This window comes from Leptospira adleri (assembly GCF_002811985.1).
GTDB classification, from domain to species: domain Bacteria; phylum Spirochaetota; class Leptospiria; order Leptospirales; family Leptospiraceae; genus Leptospira; species Leptospira adleri.
This window is the reverse complement of sequence record NZ_NPDU01000016.1, coordinates 1-16934: the sequence shown is the minus strand read 5'-3', so window position 1 is coordinate 16934 and position 16934 is coordinate 1. Positions and strand designations below refer to the sequence as shown.

Annotated in this window: 14 protein-coding genes; 7 read left to right on the top strand and 7 right to left on the bottom strand. The window is 45.5% G+C overall.

Features of this window, described 5'->3' with window-relative positions:
* The first annotated feature begins 253 nt into the window (after positions 1-253).
* Positions 254-1372, top strand: a complete 1119-nt coding sequence (ald, locus tag CH376_RS07975; protein ID WP_100784000.1) for an alanine dehydrogenase — start codon at positions 254-256, stop codon at positions 1370-1372.
* Here ald and CH376_RS07970 read toward each other — a convergent pair.
* Both CH376_RS07970 and CH376_RS07965 read right to left on the bottom strand, forming a co-directional pair.
* The gene (locus CH376_RS07970) at positions 1369-2040 is read right to left on the bottom strand and encodes a LuxR C-terminal-related transcriptional regulator (protein WP_100783999.1); all 672 of its coding nucleotides are present in this window, start codon (positions 2038-2040) and stop codon (positions 1369-1371) included. The genes ald and CH376_RS07970 overlap by 4 nt on opposite strands.
* 27 nt (positions 2041-2067) lie before the next feature.
* Positions 2068-5214: a hybrid sensor histidine kinase/response regulator gene (locus tag CH376_RS07965; protein ID WP_100783998.1), complete on the bottom strand. Its 3147-nt coding sequence runs from the start codon at positions 5212-5214 to the stop codon at positions 2068-2070.
* A 254-nt stretch (positions 5215-5468) separates the two neighbouring features.
* On the opposite strand from CH376_RS07965, the gene CH376_RS07960 reads away from it, so the two are divergent.
* Both CH376_RS07960 and CH376_RS07955 read left to right on the top strand, forming a co-directional pair.
* A complete protein-coding gene (locus tag CH376_RS07960; protein ID WP_100783997.1) occupies positions 5469-6341 on the top strand; it encodes a helix-turn-helix domain-containing protein in 873 nt (290 codons plus the stop codon).
* Positions 6342-6411: 70 nt separating this feature from the next.
* Positions 6412-6855: a DoxX family protein gene (locus CH376_RS07955; protein ID WP_100783996.1), complete on the top strand. Its 444-nt coding sequence runs from the start codon at positions 6412-6414 to the stop codon at positions 6853-6855.
* Positions 6856-7131: 276 nt separating this feature from the next.
* Here CH376_RS07955 and CH376_RS07950 read toward each other — a convergent pair whose 3' ends face one another.
* The 5 genes from CH376_RS07950 to CH376_RS07935 form a co-directional block, all read right to left on the bottom strand.
* Positions 7132-8133: a patatin-like phospholipase family protein gene (locus CH376_RS07950; RefSeq protein ID WP_100783995.1), complete on the bottom strand. Its 1002-nt coding sequence runs from the start codon at positions 8131-8133 to the stop codon at positions 7132-7134.
* Positions 8130-8894 carry a lysophospholipid acyltransferase family protein gene (locus CH376_RS07945; protein ID WP_100783994.1) on the bottom strand — a complete coding sequence of 255 codons (765 nt, stop codon included), beginning with the start codon at positions 8892-8894 and terminating at the stop codon, positions 8130-8132. The genes CH376_RS07950 and CH376_RS07945 overlap by 4 nt, the downstream gene beginning before the upstream one ends.
* 228 nt (positions 8895-9122) lie before the next feature.
* Positions 9123-11159 carry a putative Ig domain-containing protein gene (locus tag CH376_RS07940; protein ID WP_165781674.1) on the bottom strand — a complete coding sequence of 679 codons (2037 nt, stop codon included), beginning with the start codon at positions 11157-11159 and terminating at the stop codon, positions 9123-9125.
* Positions 11160-11412: 253 nt separating this feature from the next.
* Positions 11413-11571 (bottom strand): hypothetical protein, encoded by a 159-nt coding sequence (locus CH376_RS24415; RefSeq protein ID WP_207769135.1) that lies wholly within the window; start codon positions 11569-11571, stop codon positions 11413-11415.
* Positions 11572-11866: 295 nt separating this feature from the next.
* A complete protein-coding gene (locus CH376_RS07935) occupies positions 11867-12217 on the bottom strand; it encodes a DUF3147 family protein (protein WP_100783992.1) in 351 nt (116 codons plus the stop codon).
* 229 nt (positions 12218-12446) lie between these two features.
* Here CH376_RS07935 and CH376_RS07930 point away from each other — a divergent pair, with 229 nt between their 5' ends.
* From CH376_RS07930 to CH376_RS07915, 4 genes are all read left to right on the top strand, one after another.
* Positions 12447-13847: a hypothetical protein gene (locus CH376_RS07930; protein WP_100783991.1), complete on the top strand. Its 1401-nt coding sequence runs from the start codon at positions 12447-12449 to the stop codon at positions 13845-13847.
* 168 nt (positions 13848-14015) lie between these two features.
* Positions 14016-14825, top strand: a complete 810-nt coding sequence (locus CH376_RS07925) for an efflux RND transporter periplasmic adaptor subunit (protein ID WP_100783990.1) — start codon at positions 14016-14018, stop codon at positions 14823-14825.
* A 9-nt stretch (positions 14826-14834) separates the two neighbouring features.
* Positions 14835-16085, top strand: a complete 1251-nt coding sequence (locus CH376_RS07920) for an ABC transporter permease (protein WP_100783989.1) — start codon at positions 14835-14837, stop codon at positions 16083-16085.
* Between the two features lie 59 nt (positions 16086-16144).
* On the top strand, positions 16145-16837 hold the full coding sequence (locus CH376_RS07915; protein ID WP_100784089.1) for an ABC transporter ATP-binding protein: 693 nt from the start codon (positions 16145-16147) through the stop codon (positions 16835-16837).
* Positions 16838-16934 lie beyond the last annotated feature (97 nt).

Genomic DNA, 16934 nt, shown 5'->3' with positions numbered 1-16934 from the left:
GCGGATGCGGTCGTCGAAATCGAGTCTTTCAAAGGTGGTCTTGGAGAATCAGAAAGTATGAGTTCGGTGAATTCATACTAACGGCCACCGAATTCGTTATGGACCGGCTTAGAAGGAAAATCGTAACTATCGATCCGTGCCTATCTTTTTTGTTAGGGAACCTTCGGCTTTTTGTAAAAGCAATTGCAGGAATGCAGGGAAGGGTGAAATCTTAGAAGATCCTATCCACGTAAAAATAAAAACGAGAGATACTATGAAGATCGGAATCCTAAAAGAAATCAAGGTCGCTGAAAATCGGGTGAGTATGATCCCAGCCGGAGTCGAAGTTCTAAAACACCACGGGCATACCGTTTTTGTAGAGAAGGACGCAGGTTTAAACAGCGGATTTTCAGACTCCGATTATGTGGAACACGGAGCGGAGATTCTTAACGATAAAAACGATATATTCAAAAAATCGGATATGATTCTGCACATAAAAGAACCGCAACCTTCCGAATATTCCTTGCTGAGAGAAAATCAAATTCTATTCACCTATCTTCACTTGGCCGCTTCGAAGGACCTGACCCTTGCTCTGACAAAAACCAACGCGGTCTGTATCGCCTATGAAACGATTCAAAAAGAGGACGGTTCCTTGCCGCTTCTGATTCCCATGAGCGAGATCGCAGGAAGGATGGCCGCGCAGGAAGGGGCTCGGTATTTGGAGATGGTCCACGGAGGAAGCGGAGTTCTTTTGGGAGGAGTTCCCGGCGTGGAACCCGGAGTTGTGGTCGTAATCGGAGGAGGCATCGTGGGAATGAACTCTGCAAAGATCGCCGCCGGTTTGGGTGCGCGGGTTTATATCTTGGACACGAACTCCGATCGACTTCGTTATCTTTCGGAAATAATGCCGAGCAATTGTATCACTCTTTCTTCGACTCCTTCCAAAATTCGGGAACTTTTAAGAATCGCCGACGTTGTCATCGGCTCCGTTTTATATCCCGGCGCCAAGGCGCCGAGACTTGTCACTCGGGATCATCTTAGAACGATGAAGAAGGGATCCGTGTTGATCGACGTCGCCATCGATCAAGGAGGTTGTTTTGAAACTTCGATTCCTACCACTCACGAGAATCCGATCTACACGGTCGACGGGATCATACACTATTCGGTCGCGAACATGCCGGGAGCGGTTCCTAAAACGTCGACTCTTGCGTTAACGAGCGCGACGCTCCCTTACGTATTAGAAATTGCGAATGTAGGCTGGAAGGAGGCCGCTCTGAATTCGGAGGCGATTCGAAAGGGAATCAATGTGGTTTCCGGAAAGATCACGTATCGGGCGGTTTCGGATGCGTTCGGCATGGAATATACGAACATTGATTCCATGCTCGGTTCTTAATCTTTTTTTTCGCCTAAGTTCGAGCCGCTCATGGGAAGAAGGCCGAAATCGGTCGCTTTTTTTACCAATTCGGCTCGGTTGTGAACATTCAATTTTTTGTATATATTTTTTACGTGGTGTTGAATCGTATATTTGCTTACGCCTAAGAATTCCGCGACACGATTGATCGTCTTTCCCGTCACCATGTGGTCTAAAATTTCCTTCTCTTTTTTAGTGAGTTTTACCCCGTCCGCGACTTTTTTGAGTTTGAAGCTGTTTAACACACGGAAGGCGATCGTGGGAGTGATGATGGCTCCTCCGCGTAACACTGTGTCGATGACTTCCAGAATATCCTTCAGCTCCGATTTCAGGATATAACCGATCGCGCCGTAACGAAGCGAGTTGTAGATGAGTTCGTCCGAGTTCATGTTGCTCAACATGATTTTGTTGATCGAAGGATCCCTTTCGGAAAGTTTAGCCGCCAAATCCACTCCGGAAATTCCGGGAAGAAGAATGTCCAAGAAAACGATGTCTAACGTTCTTCCTTTCGGATCCTTCCAGAATGACTCCGCTGAGTCCCAGTGTAGGATTTCTTCCACATCGGGAACCGATTCCAATACTTTTAGAATTTGATTTTTGTAGTTCTCGTCGTTTTCGACGATTCCGATTCTAATATTTTTTGCAGTCATATTCTTCCTTGATTCTTACGTTCGAAATCAGATCGATAAAAAACGGTTCGCGACGATTCTGAGATCGATCGAGTAGACGTTTTGCAAGAGGGACATTTCCATTCTTCCTTCCAATTTAACGATTCTTTCGATTAGATTTTCGGTTCCTCTTCCGGATCTGTTGTTTGTCAGCTTGTAGCTTGACTCGGAATTCATATTCATTCGAATTTCATTATTTTGGAAGTAGAAACTCCAATTAGAGATTCCTTTTCCGTATTTCAAATCGTTGTTGGTGACCTCGTTGATGATTCCGAAAAATTCCATAAGACTCGCTTCGTCTTTGTGAGAATCGAAAATTTCCAAAAGTTCGTCTTCACATTGAAAATCGATTTCTCTTCCCGCGTCCGAATAACGCCTGAGCAGGACGAGGTTTACGCCTGTGATGAAATTTTCGGATACTAAGTTAAGGTCTTCTATCTTGAGCATCTGTTCGCGTAACATTCCGATGGATTGATTTACGGTGCCGTGGATCTTTTCAAATAGATTCCGATTCGGTTCGATCGCGCCGCTGAGAAGTTCCTCCGATAGAAATTTTAAATCGATCAATTTCGCTCCGAGGTGGTCGTGAAGATCTATGTTGATCTTTTGTCTGACCTGTTGGATCGCTTCTCGTTTTTCGTTTTCTTGATCGATCCTATCCTTGTGTCCTTGTACGAGTTCGAGTAAGTTATTGACTCGGTTCATCAACTGTTCGAAGTCGAATGGTTTCACCAAGTAGTCGTTTGCCCCCGCGTTCAACGCGGCGATCAGATCGTTGTCCCTGTTTTTCGCTGAGACCATGAGGATCGGTAATTCGATGGGACTCCATCGATTTCGGATTTCTCTTGCCACTTCCAAACCGGAAAGTCGGGGCATCATAACGTCTAGGATCACTGCCTGGAAGTCCGAATCCTTTTTGAGAATTTCCAAAGCCTCGCCTCCGCTTTGAACGACGAGACATTCCATGTTTCTCAAGGAAAGATAATTCTGAATGACTTCCAAGTTGACCGGTTCGTCGTCGACGACAAGGATCCGAATTTTATCGGCCGACTCTTTGAATTCGGTCTCTCGCTCCTGCTCGGTCGAAGGCGGCTTGGAATTCAACGAAGAACTATAATTCTTCTTCCATTCGTTTGTGAGAGAATCCGGTATTTCTTTGCAGACTGGAATCGTAAAATAAAACCGAGATCCTTTGCCGGGAGTCGATTCTACGTTCAATTCTCCGCCGTGTAAGGCCACGAGCGCTCGGCTGATAGGAAGTCCTAATCCGGTGCCTCCCGCGTTTCCTGCGTCTCCGGATTGAACTCTTTCAAAGAATTCGAATATTCTATTTTTCTGATTTTCCGGAATTCCGATTCCGGTGTCGCTTACGCTGATTTCGGAGGTGTTCTCGTCGACGAGCGCGGCGCTTACGGAAATCTTTCCTTTTTCGGTAAACTTGATCGCGTTTCCTATCAAATTCTGGAGAATCTGCTGAAGTCGATTTTCATCCGCCATAAGCGGAGGAAAATTCGCTTCGATTTCGTTTAACAAAATCGTCTTGGAAGGATCCACGTTGACTCGGTTTAAGTCCAAAGTGAAATCAACCGCCTGTTTGATGTCCACGGGGATTTTTCTTAGATTGAGGTCGCTGTGTTTTAGTTTTGAAAAGTCTTGGATATCGTTAACTAAACTGGAAAGTCTTTCTCCGCTGGAAACGATCATTCCCAACTGTCTTTCAACAAAAGCCGAAAGATCGCCGCCTGCGCCTCTTTTGAGAGAATCTGCGATTCCGATGATCCCTTGGAGCGGAGTTCTGAGTTCGTGCGAGGTGGTCGCGAGAAATTCGTCCTTAAGTTTGTCCAAGGAAATCAATCGGTCGTTTGAAGTCTGAAGATCGTCGCTGAGTTTTTGCGAAAGATAGTAGGCTATGGCGAATTGTTTGGAGATGATAAAGGCTTGTGCGATGAAAAAAATAGAAATACCGTACGATATGAAATAGGAAGTGTTGATGATCATATTCGCGTAAAGAAGATCGTTGATGACGATTAAGAAAAGAAGAATACAGATTAGAAGTCCGATCCAAGCTCCCACTCGATCGTTTTGTATCGCGCGGATCAAAACATAGACCATGTAAACGCATTCCAAGAATACGAAAAGACTGAATAGGGGAAGCGTCCTTGAATAAAAGGCAAGATCCGTAAAAAGAACGATGAACGACAAGATCGAAAAGACCGCGACGAAAGTATAAGCCGGCTTCTTCTGGAATTCGTTCGGAAACATGGAACGCAAAAAAAGGGCCAAAATAAAACCGCCTATATAAACGGATAACAACTCGAGTCGATAACTGAGATCAAAATCAAAGTTCGGAAGTAAGGCGAACAAAAGACGTTCTCCCGTCAGCACGATTCTAAGGATCGCAACGAGTCCGATCAAGGTGAAGTAAAAATGAGAAAGTTCCCTTCGCAAAAGTGAGAAAAGACTGAGATGATATAAAACGCCGATAAAAAGACCGCCCGAGATAAATAGATCCAGCCAAATCGTTCTTTCGCGAAGTGCGGACAAATTCCGGTGATCGCCGAGCAAAACCTTCGCCCAAACGCCCGCCTTCGAATGTGAAAAGTTGGATACCTCGATTACGATCTCGTTTTCTTTTTCCAGACGGATCGGAGCGCTTACCGCCGGACGATACAAGGGACTGCTCGTCTCTTTGGAAATTCCGACTTTTCCGCTCGATAAAACTTTCACGCCGTTTACGTAAAGGTTGTAAGCGGTTGCCGCTTCCAACATCTTGATCGCCATATCGTTGTTAGGTTCTTTTAAGAGGACGCGCATCCGGTATGTCGCATAACCGAAGCCGGAATAATTTTTTCCGTCGTGCGAATAGTTGGTCCAGGAATCCGGAACGTTTACAAAGTCGGATCTGAATTCTTTTCCGCTCTTCGTCGAAGGATCGATCCCCGCATAAAGTCGTTCCCAAAAGAATTCCCATTCTCCGTCCAAACTGAGGTAACCTTTGGAAACAAAGTCCCAGTCCGCGGTTCTCAGATCCAAAATTCCCCGCGACACAAGAGGAGGTTTTTCGAATACGAGGATTTGCCCGCAGGATACGAAGAATAAAAAGAGTAGAATCAAAAGGAAGAATGCCTTCGTTATCCTATTCTTTTTAAGAAACATAAGGAATGTCTTAAAGAAGGAATCCGAATCGGGAAACCATTTTCTTTTTTTCGATCGTAATTCCGAATCTTAAAAGAGAAACTCGCTCTATTTCGGTTTAACACTATAAACCGAAATGCGGTTTAGGAGGGATCCACTCGGAAAATCACTCGTTTTAGGGCGGGTTTTGTCTTCGAGAATTCGGAACTTAAAAAAAGGATCTCCTATTCTTCCGGATTGTAATTTTACGAGATCTTTGTTTTTTTGGAAACAGAATGTCAAAGGTTGAAAGTATTCCACCCGTGCTTCATCTTTCCGACCTCGTCGAGGAAAAGACGGAACCTCTTTTTTACGTCGGTCGTTTGGAGGAATTGCCTCCGAGTTTTCGAGAATATGATAGTTCGCATCGACATACTTACTTCGCGCTTTTTTTCTTTTTGGAAGGCGCCGGAACTCATACGATCGACTTTCAGGAAAATACGATCGAATCCGAATCGCTTTTCTTTTTAAAACCCGGTCAGGTTCATTCTTGGAAATTCGCAAAACCTGTGAAAGGTTTTGCGCTCAAGATCTCGTCCGATTTTTTCACGGATCAAGGAGAGAATGTTTCCACTCTCAGAGAATATCCTTTTTTTCAATTCGCACAGAGTTCTCCAAAAATTCGGATCGAAGATTCTTTGCGTCTCCGATCCGATTTTGAAAGACTCATCGATGAAAAAGATTCTCAATCCGAAAAAAAAATGCTGCTCGTTTTGACGCAGGTGGTTCTTCTTCAGACTAAAAAAGAATTCGATCTGCAGCAAGAGAACGAAATTCTCCCGGACTCGACGATCGTCTCTTTTCAAAAACTTTTGGAGGAGAATTTTTTAAAGGAAAGAAACACTTCGTATTATTCGAGAAGAATCGGAATCGCGCCGAATACGCTGAACAGAATCTGCCACGAAGAATTGGGTAAGTCCGCAAAGTCTGTGATCCACGAACGAATTATACTCGAAATCAAACGTCTGCTTTTACATTCAAAATTGAATATTACACAAATTGCATGGGAATTGGGTTTTGCGGACAACGCTTATTTCAGCCGCTATTTCAAATCCCAAACTGGAATTTCTCCGGAACGATTCCGGGACTTCGGACGAAAAGCACCGTAAAATATACAATCCGTCCATTTACATTTTCGTTTTCATTTTCTATAGTTTCCTTATCTTAAAGGAGATTGAAATGATCGAAAAATTCTTTCAAACGGAATCGAGTTGGATCTTAACTTTAGTCAGAATCGCACTCGGAGTTGTGATGCTTCCCCACGGACTTCAGAAATTATTCGGATGGTTCGGAGGATTCGGGTTCAGCGCTACGATGGGTTTTTTTCAGTCGCAGGGGATTCCGTCCGCGGTCGCGTTACTCGTCATCTTTGCGGAATCTTTCGGCGCCCTCGGATTGATCCTGGGATTTGCGACAAAATTTTCCGCATTCGGAATCGCGCTCACTATGATCGGAGCAGCGGTTTTTGTAAGAGCGAACGGATTCTTTATGAATTGGTTTAACACACAAGCGGGTGAAGGATTTGAATATCATATCCTCGCCATCGCGATGGCCTTGGTTCTCATGATCGGAGGCGGAGGAGCTTTGTCCTTGGACGAGTTGATCGGCGAAAAGATCAAATGAGTTTCTAAAGTAAATTCCGGTTTCGTGCGTCGGTTCTTTTCGGAGCCGGAATTTCATACGGTCTCTTTTTATTCCGACTTCTTTGCTTCTTTCATCCTATTTTGAAACGATTCTTTGATACAAGGTTCTAAGGCTTGAACGAGGAAATGAAAAACGGACAAACTCCAGATTCTATTTCAAAAGCTGGAGGGAAGTTTGTGTAAGCGATAAAAGAAAAGATCAAAAGAAGAATGAAAGGCCGCGATCGTTCTTAAAGGATCGCGGCGTAAACTTCTTTTAGCGAATCGCTTTTTTCTTTTGGGAAGGTTTGGCCTTCGACGATTTGGATCGGGTCGGTTTCACGAGTTTGCGATCGGTCTGCGCTTTTTTACCGGAAAATTCTTTTTTACTAAACTTTCTTAAAAGAAAGGCTCCGATTTCTTCTCCCTTCTTCATTCCCAAATCCACGGTCTCTTTCAGTTTGGATCCGTTTGTTGTCACTAGTGTCACCGGCAATTGATTTTCGGGAGAGATCATGTGGATCTGAACTCCCTTCGGAGGTTTCTGCGCCACTTCGCGCGCTACGTTGAAGTGGTGATGATGCCAACGGCTCATCAAACGGGCCATCTTCCAATCCTTAGGAAAGGAAAGAAAACTCGTAAAAAATCCGAAAGGAGGAGAAACTTTTTCAACGGGAGAATTTAAGACAACCGTAATGTCTTTATAACCCGCTTCGATCAGATCTTCCAGAGGAAGAGGATTGAGAACCGCCGCGTCCGAATAGAGAGTGCCGTCGACCCGATGCCTTCCTCTCGTCGCGATCGGAAGGGAAGTGGCCGCTTTCAAAAGATCGAATATGTTTGCAGAGGTGGCCCTCACATATTCTATACTTCTCGTGTGCAGGTTACTCACCGCGATTCTGAATTCGGGGAGGCCGAATTTTTCAAAGTTCTCGGCGGGAAGCGGATATTTTTCGCCGAAGAGATCGTCCACGAGATATTCCTGATCCAGAAACGTTTTTCCCCGAAACGGATGAAACGGAGAGATCAGTTTTCGGCCGGCCAACTCGAAATACCAAATCGCAAGAGTTTTTAAACTTTTTTCGGGTTCCGGTTTCGGCATCGTAACGTAATAAGCCGCGGAACAAGCGCCGGAAGAGACCGCGACTACGAGATCGAAATATTTGGGAGAAAGAATCGTATGCAAAGAATGTAATGCTCCTCCTGCGAATGCGCCTTTCATTCCGCCGCCTTCCACGAGAAGGGCCCGTTTGTTTCCTTTTGCGGGAGGAATTCTCATACTGCGGAACCTACCGTGTTGGACTCTGATTCTTCGTAACTATCGCTCGCGCCTTTTTTATAGGCGAAAGGATAGGTTAGATTGGTGAGACTTGCGATGTCGTGCATACGTTCGTGTAAGAATTCTTCCGGATCCTGATTGGGGTGCAGATGTTTTAATTCTCCGATCCGGATCGTAAGTTTGGTTCTTCTTAAAAAACCTCTGGGTTGGTAATCCAATCCGAGACAAAGGACCGGCAGCGGCGATTCGGGCTTGCCTACGATAAATCGAAACGCACCCGCTCTTCCTCTTCCCATTTTGTAAGGAACCGTAGTCTGTTCCGGAAAGATGACGAGCATATTACCGTTGTATAATACTTTTCTCGCGAAGAGAAGGTCCTTTTTGCTTTTGCGGGGCTCCAGTCGGTTTAACGGAATTCCACCGCATTTTAAAAAGAAGTCGAAAAAGATCGGAGCCGCCATGGAATCTTTCATCACGGCCCAGATGCTCCAACGGACTTTGTAGAGCGCTTTGGAAAGTCCCAGAGGAATGTCGTCGTTTCTCTGGTGTTTGGCGAGGACGAGAACGGTCCCTTCTTTGGGAACATTGTGAAGTCCTTGGACCTCGGCTTTGTAAAAAAGACTACCGTAGAATCTGCCGAACCAGTCCAAAATTCTTCGAACCAGATGCGAACTTCCCGGGTGCAAACCCGGTTCCGCGTCGGGAGCCTTATATCTTTTATGAATTCGTTTATCGTTTTGGGAGGAATTTGCTGATTTCATACGTTCAATACGAGCCGGATTATCGGAGGAGGTTGCAAAAAAAGAAACTTTCTCCGCTCGTAATTCGCGTTTTTACGAAAGGCTAAGAATTCTCGAGGAAGAATTTCCGGACGTAATTCTTCCTCGAAAATCCTCCGGGAAAGGGGAACAGATTCTTTTTTAGAATCCCTTCCGATCCCGGAAACGAAGTAAGGCCTTCGATTATTAAACGAGGACGCGAGCGTCGTCTTATCGGTCGAACGTATAGACCGCGCCTGAGTTCAGAGCTCCATCGTCGTCGGTCGCCGCGGTCGAAGGCGTGGCAGGCGCGAACACATTCAACGCTTGCGAACTATCTTCTCCGGAAGATGCGACGACTACACATTCGTTCGAGATCGCCACGGCGATTCCAAAGCCGTCGCCCGTGCCTCCGACGTTCTCCGCGTTAGGCGCTTTGAGATAGGATTGCAGGTTCCAACCGGAGTTTGTCCTATGAAAAACATAAGCCGCTCCCGCATTCGTAGCCGCGTCGTTATCGGTTGCCGCGGTCGGAAAGGCCGACGGGGAATTTACGATCGAAGGAAGAACGCTGTCTTCTCCTGCGGCTCCTATGAGGATCATATCGCCCGAGATCGCGACGCTGATTCCAAATCCGTCCCCAAAACCGCCGACGACTTCCGCGTTAGGCGCCTTGAGATAACTTTCCCAAGACCAAGTCGAACCGGAACGGACAAACACATACGCGGCTCCTGAATTCGTCGCTCCGTCGTTGTCGCCCGCCGGCGTCAGACTTGGACCCAAAGTGCTGATCACAGTATTTAGATTGCTGTCTTCTCCGTTGGCTCCGACTACGATGCGATTTCCCGAGATGGATACGCTCGTTCCGAAGCTATCCGTTTGCTCCGCGTTTGGAGCTTTCAAATAGGCTTCCCAAGCCCAATTGGTTCCGGTTTTACGAAAAACATAGACGGCTCCTGCCGACAAGGCCGAATCATTGTCGCCTGCCGGAGTGAGGTTCGGATCCGGAGCATTGGAGATCGTAGTTTGGTTGCTCCATTCTCCTTTGGCGCCGATTACGATCGTGCTCGAATCTTCGGAGATGGAAACGCTGGAACCGAAATTGTCGTTTGCCTCCGCGTTAGGCGCCTTGAGATACGCCTGAAATGCCCAAGTCGTTCCCGTCCTTGCATACACGTAGGCCGCCCCCGCGTCGGTCGCATTCGTGTTGCTTACAAAAGTGGAAGGCGCGTTCGTGATTGAAGTCTGATCGCAGTCTTCATAGATCGCGGTTACGACGACCGTATCTCCTACGATGGCGACCGAATTACCGAATTGAATCGTAGAACCCGTGTTAGGCGGTTTTAAATATGCCTCCCAAGCCCAAGCGGCGCCGGTTCTGCGAAAAACATAAGCCGCTCCTGCGTTCGCCGAAGCGTCGTTGTCTCCCGCGGGAGTTAAGCCCGCGTTTGGAGCGTTGACGAGGTTCGTTACGTTACTGTCTTCCCCGATCGCGCCGACTACGATCGTATCGCCCGAAATCGCGACGCTCGTTCCGAATGAGTCGCTCGATTCCGCGTTAGGCGCCTTTAGATACGCCTCTAGGGCCCAAGTCGTTCCGGTTTTCCGGAAAACATAAGCGGCTCCGGAATTCGCAGCCGCGTCGTTATCGGTTGCCGCCGTCAAAACCGGGCCTGGAAAGTTTGTGACAGAAGTTTGGTTGCTATCTTCCCCCGGAGCCCCGACGACCATCGTGTCGCCGGAAATCGCCACCTTGATTCCGAAACTATCCCCGTTTGCAGCGATATTCTCCGGATTCGGAGCCTTCAGATAACCCGCCCAAAAAGAATTCAGAGCTTGGATTGTGATATCGATCGTCGTCGTTCTGGATCCGTTTTCGTTGGTCGCGGTGATCGTATAAGAAGTCGCATTCTGAGCCGTGGTCGGAGTTCCCGTAATTTCTCCGGTGGAACCGTCCCAATTGAGTCCGGAAGGAAGCGCCGGGGAAATCGAGAATGAAGTCGGATTGCCCGTCGCACTCGGTTGCAAGGCAGTAATGGCGATATTTTTTACAAAGACAAGAGAAGAGTTTGAATACTGAACGCTGGGAAGGATCGGGTCGGCTCCTTTGCTTGGAAGCGTGTCCGAAATCGGGTTTCCCAATAAGACGAGAGTATCGCTTGTGGAATCGTTATGCAGACAACCCCAAGCGTGAAATGCAAAAATCCCGAACGCAAGGAGAATCGACAGGAAAGAATCCGACGAACTTCTGTTCTTTTTTACTTTCATCTTCGACGTTTTGAATTTTAAATCAATCATTGGGCGTTTAGCGGCGGCCTTCCGGTTTCTATCTTACAAAAAAGATACGGGAAAAAATACATAAATACTTCCTCTCTTATAAATGATGAATGCCTTGATTATAATATTTCAAGAAGCCGGTGAAGAATCCCAAGTTCCAACGAATTCGCAGAATTCTATTGTATAAAAGATGATTCTCACGCGTTTTTGGAAAATGGAAAGCGAACGGTAAGGTTTACGAAAATCAGACGATCGGGACGACTAACTTTAACGAAAGGGACACGAGCAGAAGAAAGGCGATCGGAAAACGGTCGGATATATAAATAAAATATAATATACTTCCGTAGACAATGGCGAGAATGTTAAAGAAGACGATGAGAAGGATTATTTTTGTTTTTTTCAAGGTATTTTGCACTATAGGGACAATGGACGAAAAAAAAACGAATTCTATACAACAAATTCTGATTCGGACCTATCGAGATTTCGAATTTGAGCCAATGTCTTTTGCGAAGAGATCATATTCCTCGTTTAGAGTCGCTGTTTCAAAATCGGATTGGAACGGTTTCGAATCTAAGTCATAGATTCCTACTTCGCAAGTACATTTTACGTTCCTTTGATTCGTGGAGCACAAGTTCGAAAGGATTTTGAAATTCTCGTGAGATCTCTTTTTGAATCGAGCTTTGTATTGGTCCCAATCTTCAAAACAAGTCGATTCCGAATTTTCTTAGAAAAAGGGCGAAGCTCCCGTAAAGGAACAGCGTCAAAACGACGCTCGTTCCGAGTGCGGGCCAAAATCCGATCGAATGGTGGATTTTAGGAAAGAAATAAAACATCGGGAGACTTGGGATCACATACCAGAACGTATAATACGCGTGATTTTCGATTTTGGAAGAATCCGCTTCCTCCGCTTTCAACCAAATCAGCGTCAAAAGCGTAATCATCGGAAGCGAACCGATGAAAGCGGCGAGTTTATCGTTTTTCTTTGCGACTTCGGAAACGGTTACGATCAAAAGCGAAGTCACCGCGTATTTGAAGATTAGATAGAGCATACTTTTTTCCGTCCGGAATCAATTTCTTTTCCATCTATAAAAAAGATTCGGCGCTTTTCAAATCCATCTTTATTCTATAAAAAATATTCCTAATATTCAGAAAATCTATTGATTTTGAAACGGTTTGCGTTTTATTCCTTGGCCTTGAGCTTTTCGGAAGGAGACGATTCGAATTCGATTCTCTCCGAAAAGCGATCTAACGTCGAAATTTTATTTTCCGAGACGATCAATGGATTTAAAAGAACTGATACATTCCCGACTTTATCCCGGCAGGCGTTTGAGAGCGTTGATCGTCATAGTCGTGATTTCGTTTCTGATCGTATTTGTGGACCTCCTCGGCAGAAGCGATCTGATCCAAGATCTAAAGGCAAAAGTGGAATTGTATGATCTGACCCAAAGAAAGATCGAGTTTTGTAAAACCTCTTTTTTGATCACTGACGATTCTAAATATACGTTCCATTCTTCGTCCGTAAGTTCATCAAATGAAAAAAAATCGAACGATCCGGAAAACAAGGATGGATTGGATTCGAAAACGATCGATTCGTTTCTCGCTTGTTTGGAAGCGCAGTTCGTCAACGTGATGAGTTTGAGTTCCGATCAGAGAATCTATTCGACCGAAAGTAAACTTTCAACGTTTTCCTGCGATCGTTTCTTTTGTTCCGAAGATCAAAAATTCTCCAATGAAAGAAAATCGTTTCTAACCGAACTCTGCAAACTCGAAGAACGGAAATGCGATCAATGGAAGGAGGATTTGCATTCTTCCAAAATCAACGGGAAAGAATATAAGGTTTCGTCTTCGGTAGCTTATTTGTATCTCAACGACTATTATAATTACGGGAATTGGATCGTAAAGTTATGGAATTCGATTCTGAATTCCTCCAATCTTTTTAGGGTTCTTTGGAACGATATTTTTCTTTTTGCTCTTATCGGCGCCTTTATAGTTTGTATCCTTGCGTCGATCGTTCTTCTTTTGGGTTTTTTAAAATTTATCTTTTCCTTTTTATTTGGAGAACACGGGATTCTGGATCTGGATCTTATGTTTATAGAATGGATCAATACGAGTATCAAAAAAATCGCCGGAGGAGATACTGAGATCAGTAAATATTTTCAGATCGTTTCCCTCCTTTTTGCGATCGGAATCGGCGGTTATAGAATCAACGAAGGCGTGAATCATACCAATCAGGAACAATCAAAGCTGGATAACGACGCGCGTTTGTTCGAAGTACAGAGAAAATTATATCTGGAACATAGATTTCTTTTGAGTTGTAGATCCTTTCTTTCGGATAAGAATTCTTCGATCGTGGATAAGTTGTATGACAAGATGGTGTTCACGAACGATTCTTACAACGACTCCAGAGAATTGTTTCAAAACGGAGCCGAGTTTGCAAAGGATCTGAGCGCGATCGAAGAGCCCGAATTCGTCAAAACGAATCGAGAATCCTTTGATCCGTTAAGCGAGAATTGTTCCGTCAACTCGCTTCGAGCTTCGTTTCAAAAACTCAGAACGATCATCGAATACGAGAACAATGTCTTGAACATAAGATTGAATTCGGATTCCAAAAGTAAAAAGGGACTCAAGGATACGATTCAAAAAGGGATGGAAGGGATCGGAAAGATTTCCGGTGAATGATTCTCCAAGCGGACGAGACTTGCTAAAACGACTTGGCTCGAGTCCGGTTCCATGATAAATGTCATTTATTTCTTTTGTAATTCCGGATTGTTTTCGTATTACGTTTGTCCTTTGTGGAATACAAAGAGTCGTTTTCTTTTAGCTTGATAAGGTGTGTGATTCATTAAAATGAACAGAGCATTGGTTTTTATAAAATTTATCTGGACTTCTCGTTTGGGCAGAATCGCTTCCATCGCAGCGTTGGTATTAATTCTCGCTTTCGGATCTTATCTTGTGATTCGGGAAAAGAGAACTGAAATTTCGCCTAAAATCGGACCCATCGTCGAGTTGGTTTATTCTCTGGGAACCGTAAAATCGGATCGGGTCTATCACCTCAAACTCGGAGTCACTTCCTCGATTCGAAAGATTTTTGTTAAAGAAGGGGAGATCGTAAAAGAAGGACAGGAGCTTCTGATCTCGGATTCGGGAACCAGCTTCCGAGCTCCTTTTTCCGGAACCGTAACTTCTCTTCCGTTTCAAGAAGGCGAGGTCGTGATGCCGGGCGCTCCTGTCCTAACGATGATGGATTTAAAAAAGACTTATATTCTTCTTTCATTGGATCAGGATTCGGTTCTTAGAATACGACCCGGTCAAAGAGCGGAGTTGAGTTTTGAAACGATTCGAGGAAATAAGGTTCCGGGTAAGGTCAACAAAGTATATCCTTCGGACGGTCAGTTTTATGTGAGGGTCGACGTCGAATCGATGCCCGAAGGAACTCTTCCCGAAATGACCGCGGACGTCGCGGTGGAAGTCGCGAGAAAGGAGAACGCACTTTTGATTCCGGTTAAATCCGTCGAAAAAGGAAAAATTCGCGTTAGGCGAAATGGCAAGGTTATGCTCTTGGACGCGAAAGTGGGCGCGGTCGACGGAGAATGGTGCGAGGTTTTGGAGAACGTCGTGTTGGAAACCGACACCGTCTATCTGGACGGAGGGCGTTAGTTTAGGACTATGTTCTTTTTAGCAATCAGACAACTGATCAGCAGACCTCAACAAACGTTTCTTACGTTTTTGGGGATTCTTCTGGGAACCGCAGGGTATGTCGTATTCTCGGGTATGATGCTCGGTTTTCAGGAATACATCACAGATCAACTCGTAAACAACGACGCGCAGATCCGTATTTCGCCGAGAGACGAAGTTCTAAAGGAAGAAAGTTTCAAGGGAGTTTTTTTTGACGGAGACTACGTACGTTGGATCAAACCTCCTTCGGGGAAGACGGATTCTACCCAACTAACAAACGTTAAAGGTTGGTTTTTGAAATTGGATCAGGATGAAAGAGTGGAGGCATACGCTCCTCAGCTCAATCGCCAATTGATTTTCAAATTCGGAAAACAAACTCTTCCAGGCAAGTTACAGGGGATCGATCCCGTGAGACAGATGCGGGTTACTACGATCGGTAAGTATGTGGAGAAGGGAAATCTGAAAGATTTGGACCGTGGAGGCGATATCATCTTCGCGGGCGCAGGGCTTTTGGAGCGTTTGGGGGCGGAAGCGGGAGATATAGTGCAGGTAATTTCGCCTAACGGTACGATATCGAACGTAAAGGTCGGAGGGATCATAAGAGTAGGGAATCGGATGATCGACGAAGTTTCGGTCTACGCCTCCCTTCGTACGGTTCAAAGAATCACTCAGGCCAACGGAATCGTTTCTGAGATCGCGATCCGTTTGAAGGACGTCTCCAAGGCGGCGGACGTCGCGACGGAATGGGCTTTTTTTACGAGAGATAAGGTGCAGAGTTGGGATCAAGCCTACGAAAGTATTCTTTCCGTATTCAAAACTCAGAATATAGTCCGGGACACGACTACGTTCACGATTATTTTGGTCGTCGCTTTCGGAATCTACAACGTGTTGAACATGGTGGTGAATCACAAAAAGAAAGAGATCGCGATCCTGAGATCGGTCGGTTTCGACGAAGGAGACACGATTCGTTTGTTTATCATTCAGGGACTTCTTTTGGGTTTGATCGGAGCGGTCTTCGGATTGATTCTCGGAGGTTTGGCCTGTTATTCCCTGGACGGATATCCTTTGGGCGGCGCGAACCAAAAAGGGCCGATGATCAACGTTATGAAAATTTCTTGGAATTATATGATCTACGTAAACGCGTTCCTACTTTCCGTCCTCACCAGCGGAATCGCCGCTTATATTCCGGCGCGTTCCGCTTCCAAGTTGTCTCCGGTAGAAATCATTCGAGGTAGTACGTGAACCACAATCAAGTTCGAAATCATTCGCTCGAAAACGCGGGCAAGGAAGAATCGTACGCTTTGACCTGCGAGTCGCTTGTCAAATCGTTCGGAGAACCTCCGACTCAGGTAGTTCGAGGAGTAACGTTTCAACTCAAAAAGGGGGAATTTGTATCTCTGACGGGAAGATCGGGTTCCGGAAAGTCCACCCTTTTGTATATGCTGAGCGGATTGGATCGACCGAGTTCCGGAAAAGTATTTTTGGACGGAAGGGATCTCTTTGAGCTTCGGAGCAAGGAGACTCACAGTTTTCGAAATCAACATATCGGTTTTGTTTTTCAGTTTCACTATCTGCTTCCGGAATTGACTGCGATAGAAAACATTCTCATGCCGGCGCGGAAGACGGGAGCGGAAGGAATCAAAAAAGAATATGCAAGAAATCTGTTGAAACAATTCGACCTTGAGCACTGCAAGGACAAGTATCCGTCGCAGATGTCAGGGGGAGAACAACAGAGGGCCGCGATCGCAAGGGCGCTCATCATGAATCCCTCCTTTATCTTTGCGGACGAACCGACCGGAAATCTGGATACGGCTAACGGAGATAAGGCGATGGAGATATTAAAACGCACCAATGCGGAGAATGGGACGACGATTCTCTACGTCACACACGATCCGGAATACGCGGCCTTTGCGGATCGCAGAATTCACATGGTCGACGGCGCAATCGAGACGGACCGTTCTCAGAATCACAAAAAGGAGAAAAATCTAAAGTAAGATCCGAGAACGATCTTCAAACTCCGGATCGGTATGGATTAGAGTTTTATATGGCGTTTTTCGTAATATTTTTTCGCGGCGTTGACGATTTCGGAAT

Coding starts and splice junctions, on each gene's coding strand:
- ald (WP_100784000.1), top strand. CDS start 254: ATGAAGATCGGAATCCTAAAAGAAATCAAGGTCGCTGAAAATCGGGTG.
- CH376_RS07970 (WP_100783999.1), bottom strand. CDS start 2,040: ATGACTGCAAAAAATATTAGAATCGGAATCGTCGAAAACGACGAGAAC.
- CH376_RS07965 (WP_100783998.1), bottom strand. CDS start 5,214: ATGTTTCTTAAAAAGAATAGGATAACGAAGGCATTCTTCCTTTTGATT.
- CH376_RS07960 (WP_100783997.1), top strand. CDS start 5,469: ATGTCAAAGGTTGAAAGTATTCCACCCGTGCTTCATCTTTCCGACCTC.
- CH376_RS07955 (WP_100783996.1), top strand. CDS start 6,412: ATGATCGAAAAATTCTTTCAAACGGAATCGAGTTGGATCTTAACTTTA.
- CH376_RS07950 (WP_100783995.1), bottom strand. CDS start 8,133: ATGAGAATTCCTCCCGCAAAAGGAAACAAACGGGCCCTTCTCGTGGAA.
- CH376_RS07945 (WP_100783994.1), bottom strand. CDS start 8,894: ATGAAATCAGCAAATTCCTCCCAAAACGATAAACGAATTCATAAAAGA.
- CH376_RS07940 (WP_165781674.1), bottom strand. CDS start 11,159: ATGAAAGTAAAAAAGAACAGAAGTTCGTCGGATTCTTTCCTGTCGATT.
- CH376_RS07935 (WP_100783992.1), bottom strand. CDS start 12,217: ATGCTCTATCTAATCTTCAAATACGCGGTGACTTCGCTTTTGATCGTA.
- CH376_RS07930 (WP_100783991.1), top strand. CDS start 12,447: ATGGATTTAAAAGAACTGATACATTCCCGACTTTATCCCGGCAGGCGT.
- CH376_RS07925 (WP_100783990.1), top strand. CDS start 14,016: ATGAACAGAGCATTGGTTTTTATAAAATTTATCTGGACTTCTCGTTTG.
- CH376_RS07920 (WP_100783989.1), top strand. CDS start 14,835: ATGTTCTTTTTAGCAATCAGACAACTGATCAGCAGACCTCAACAAACG.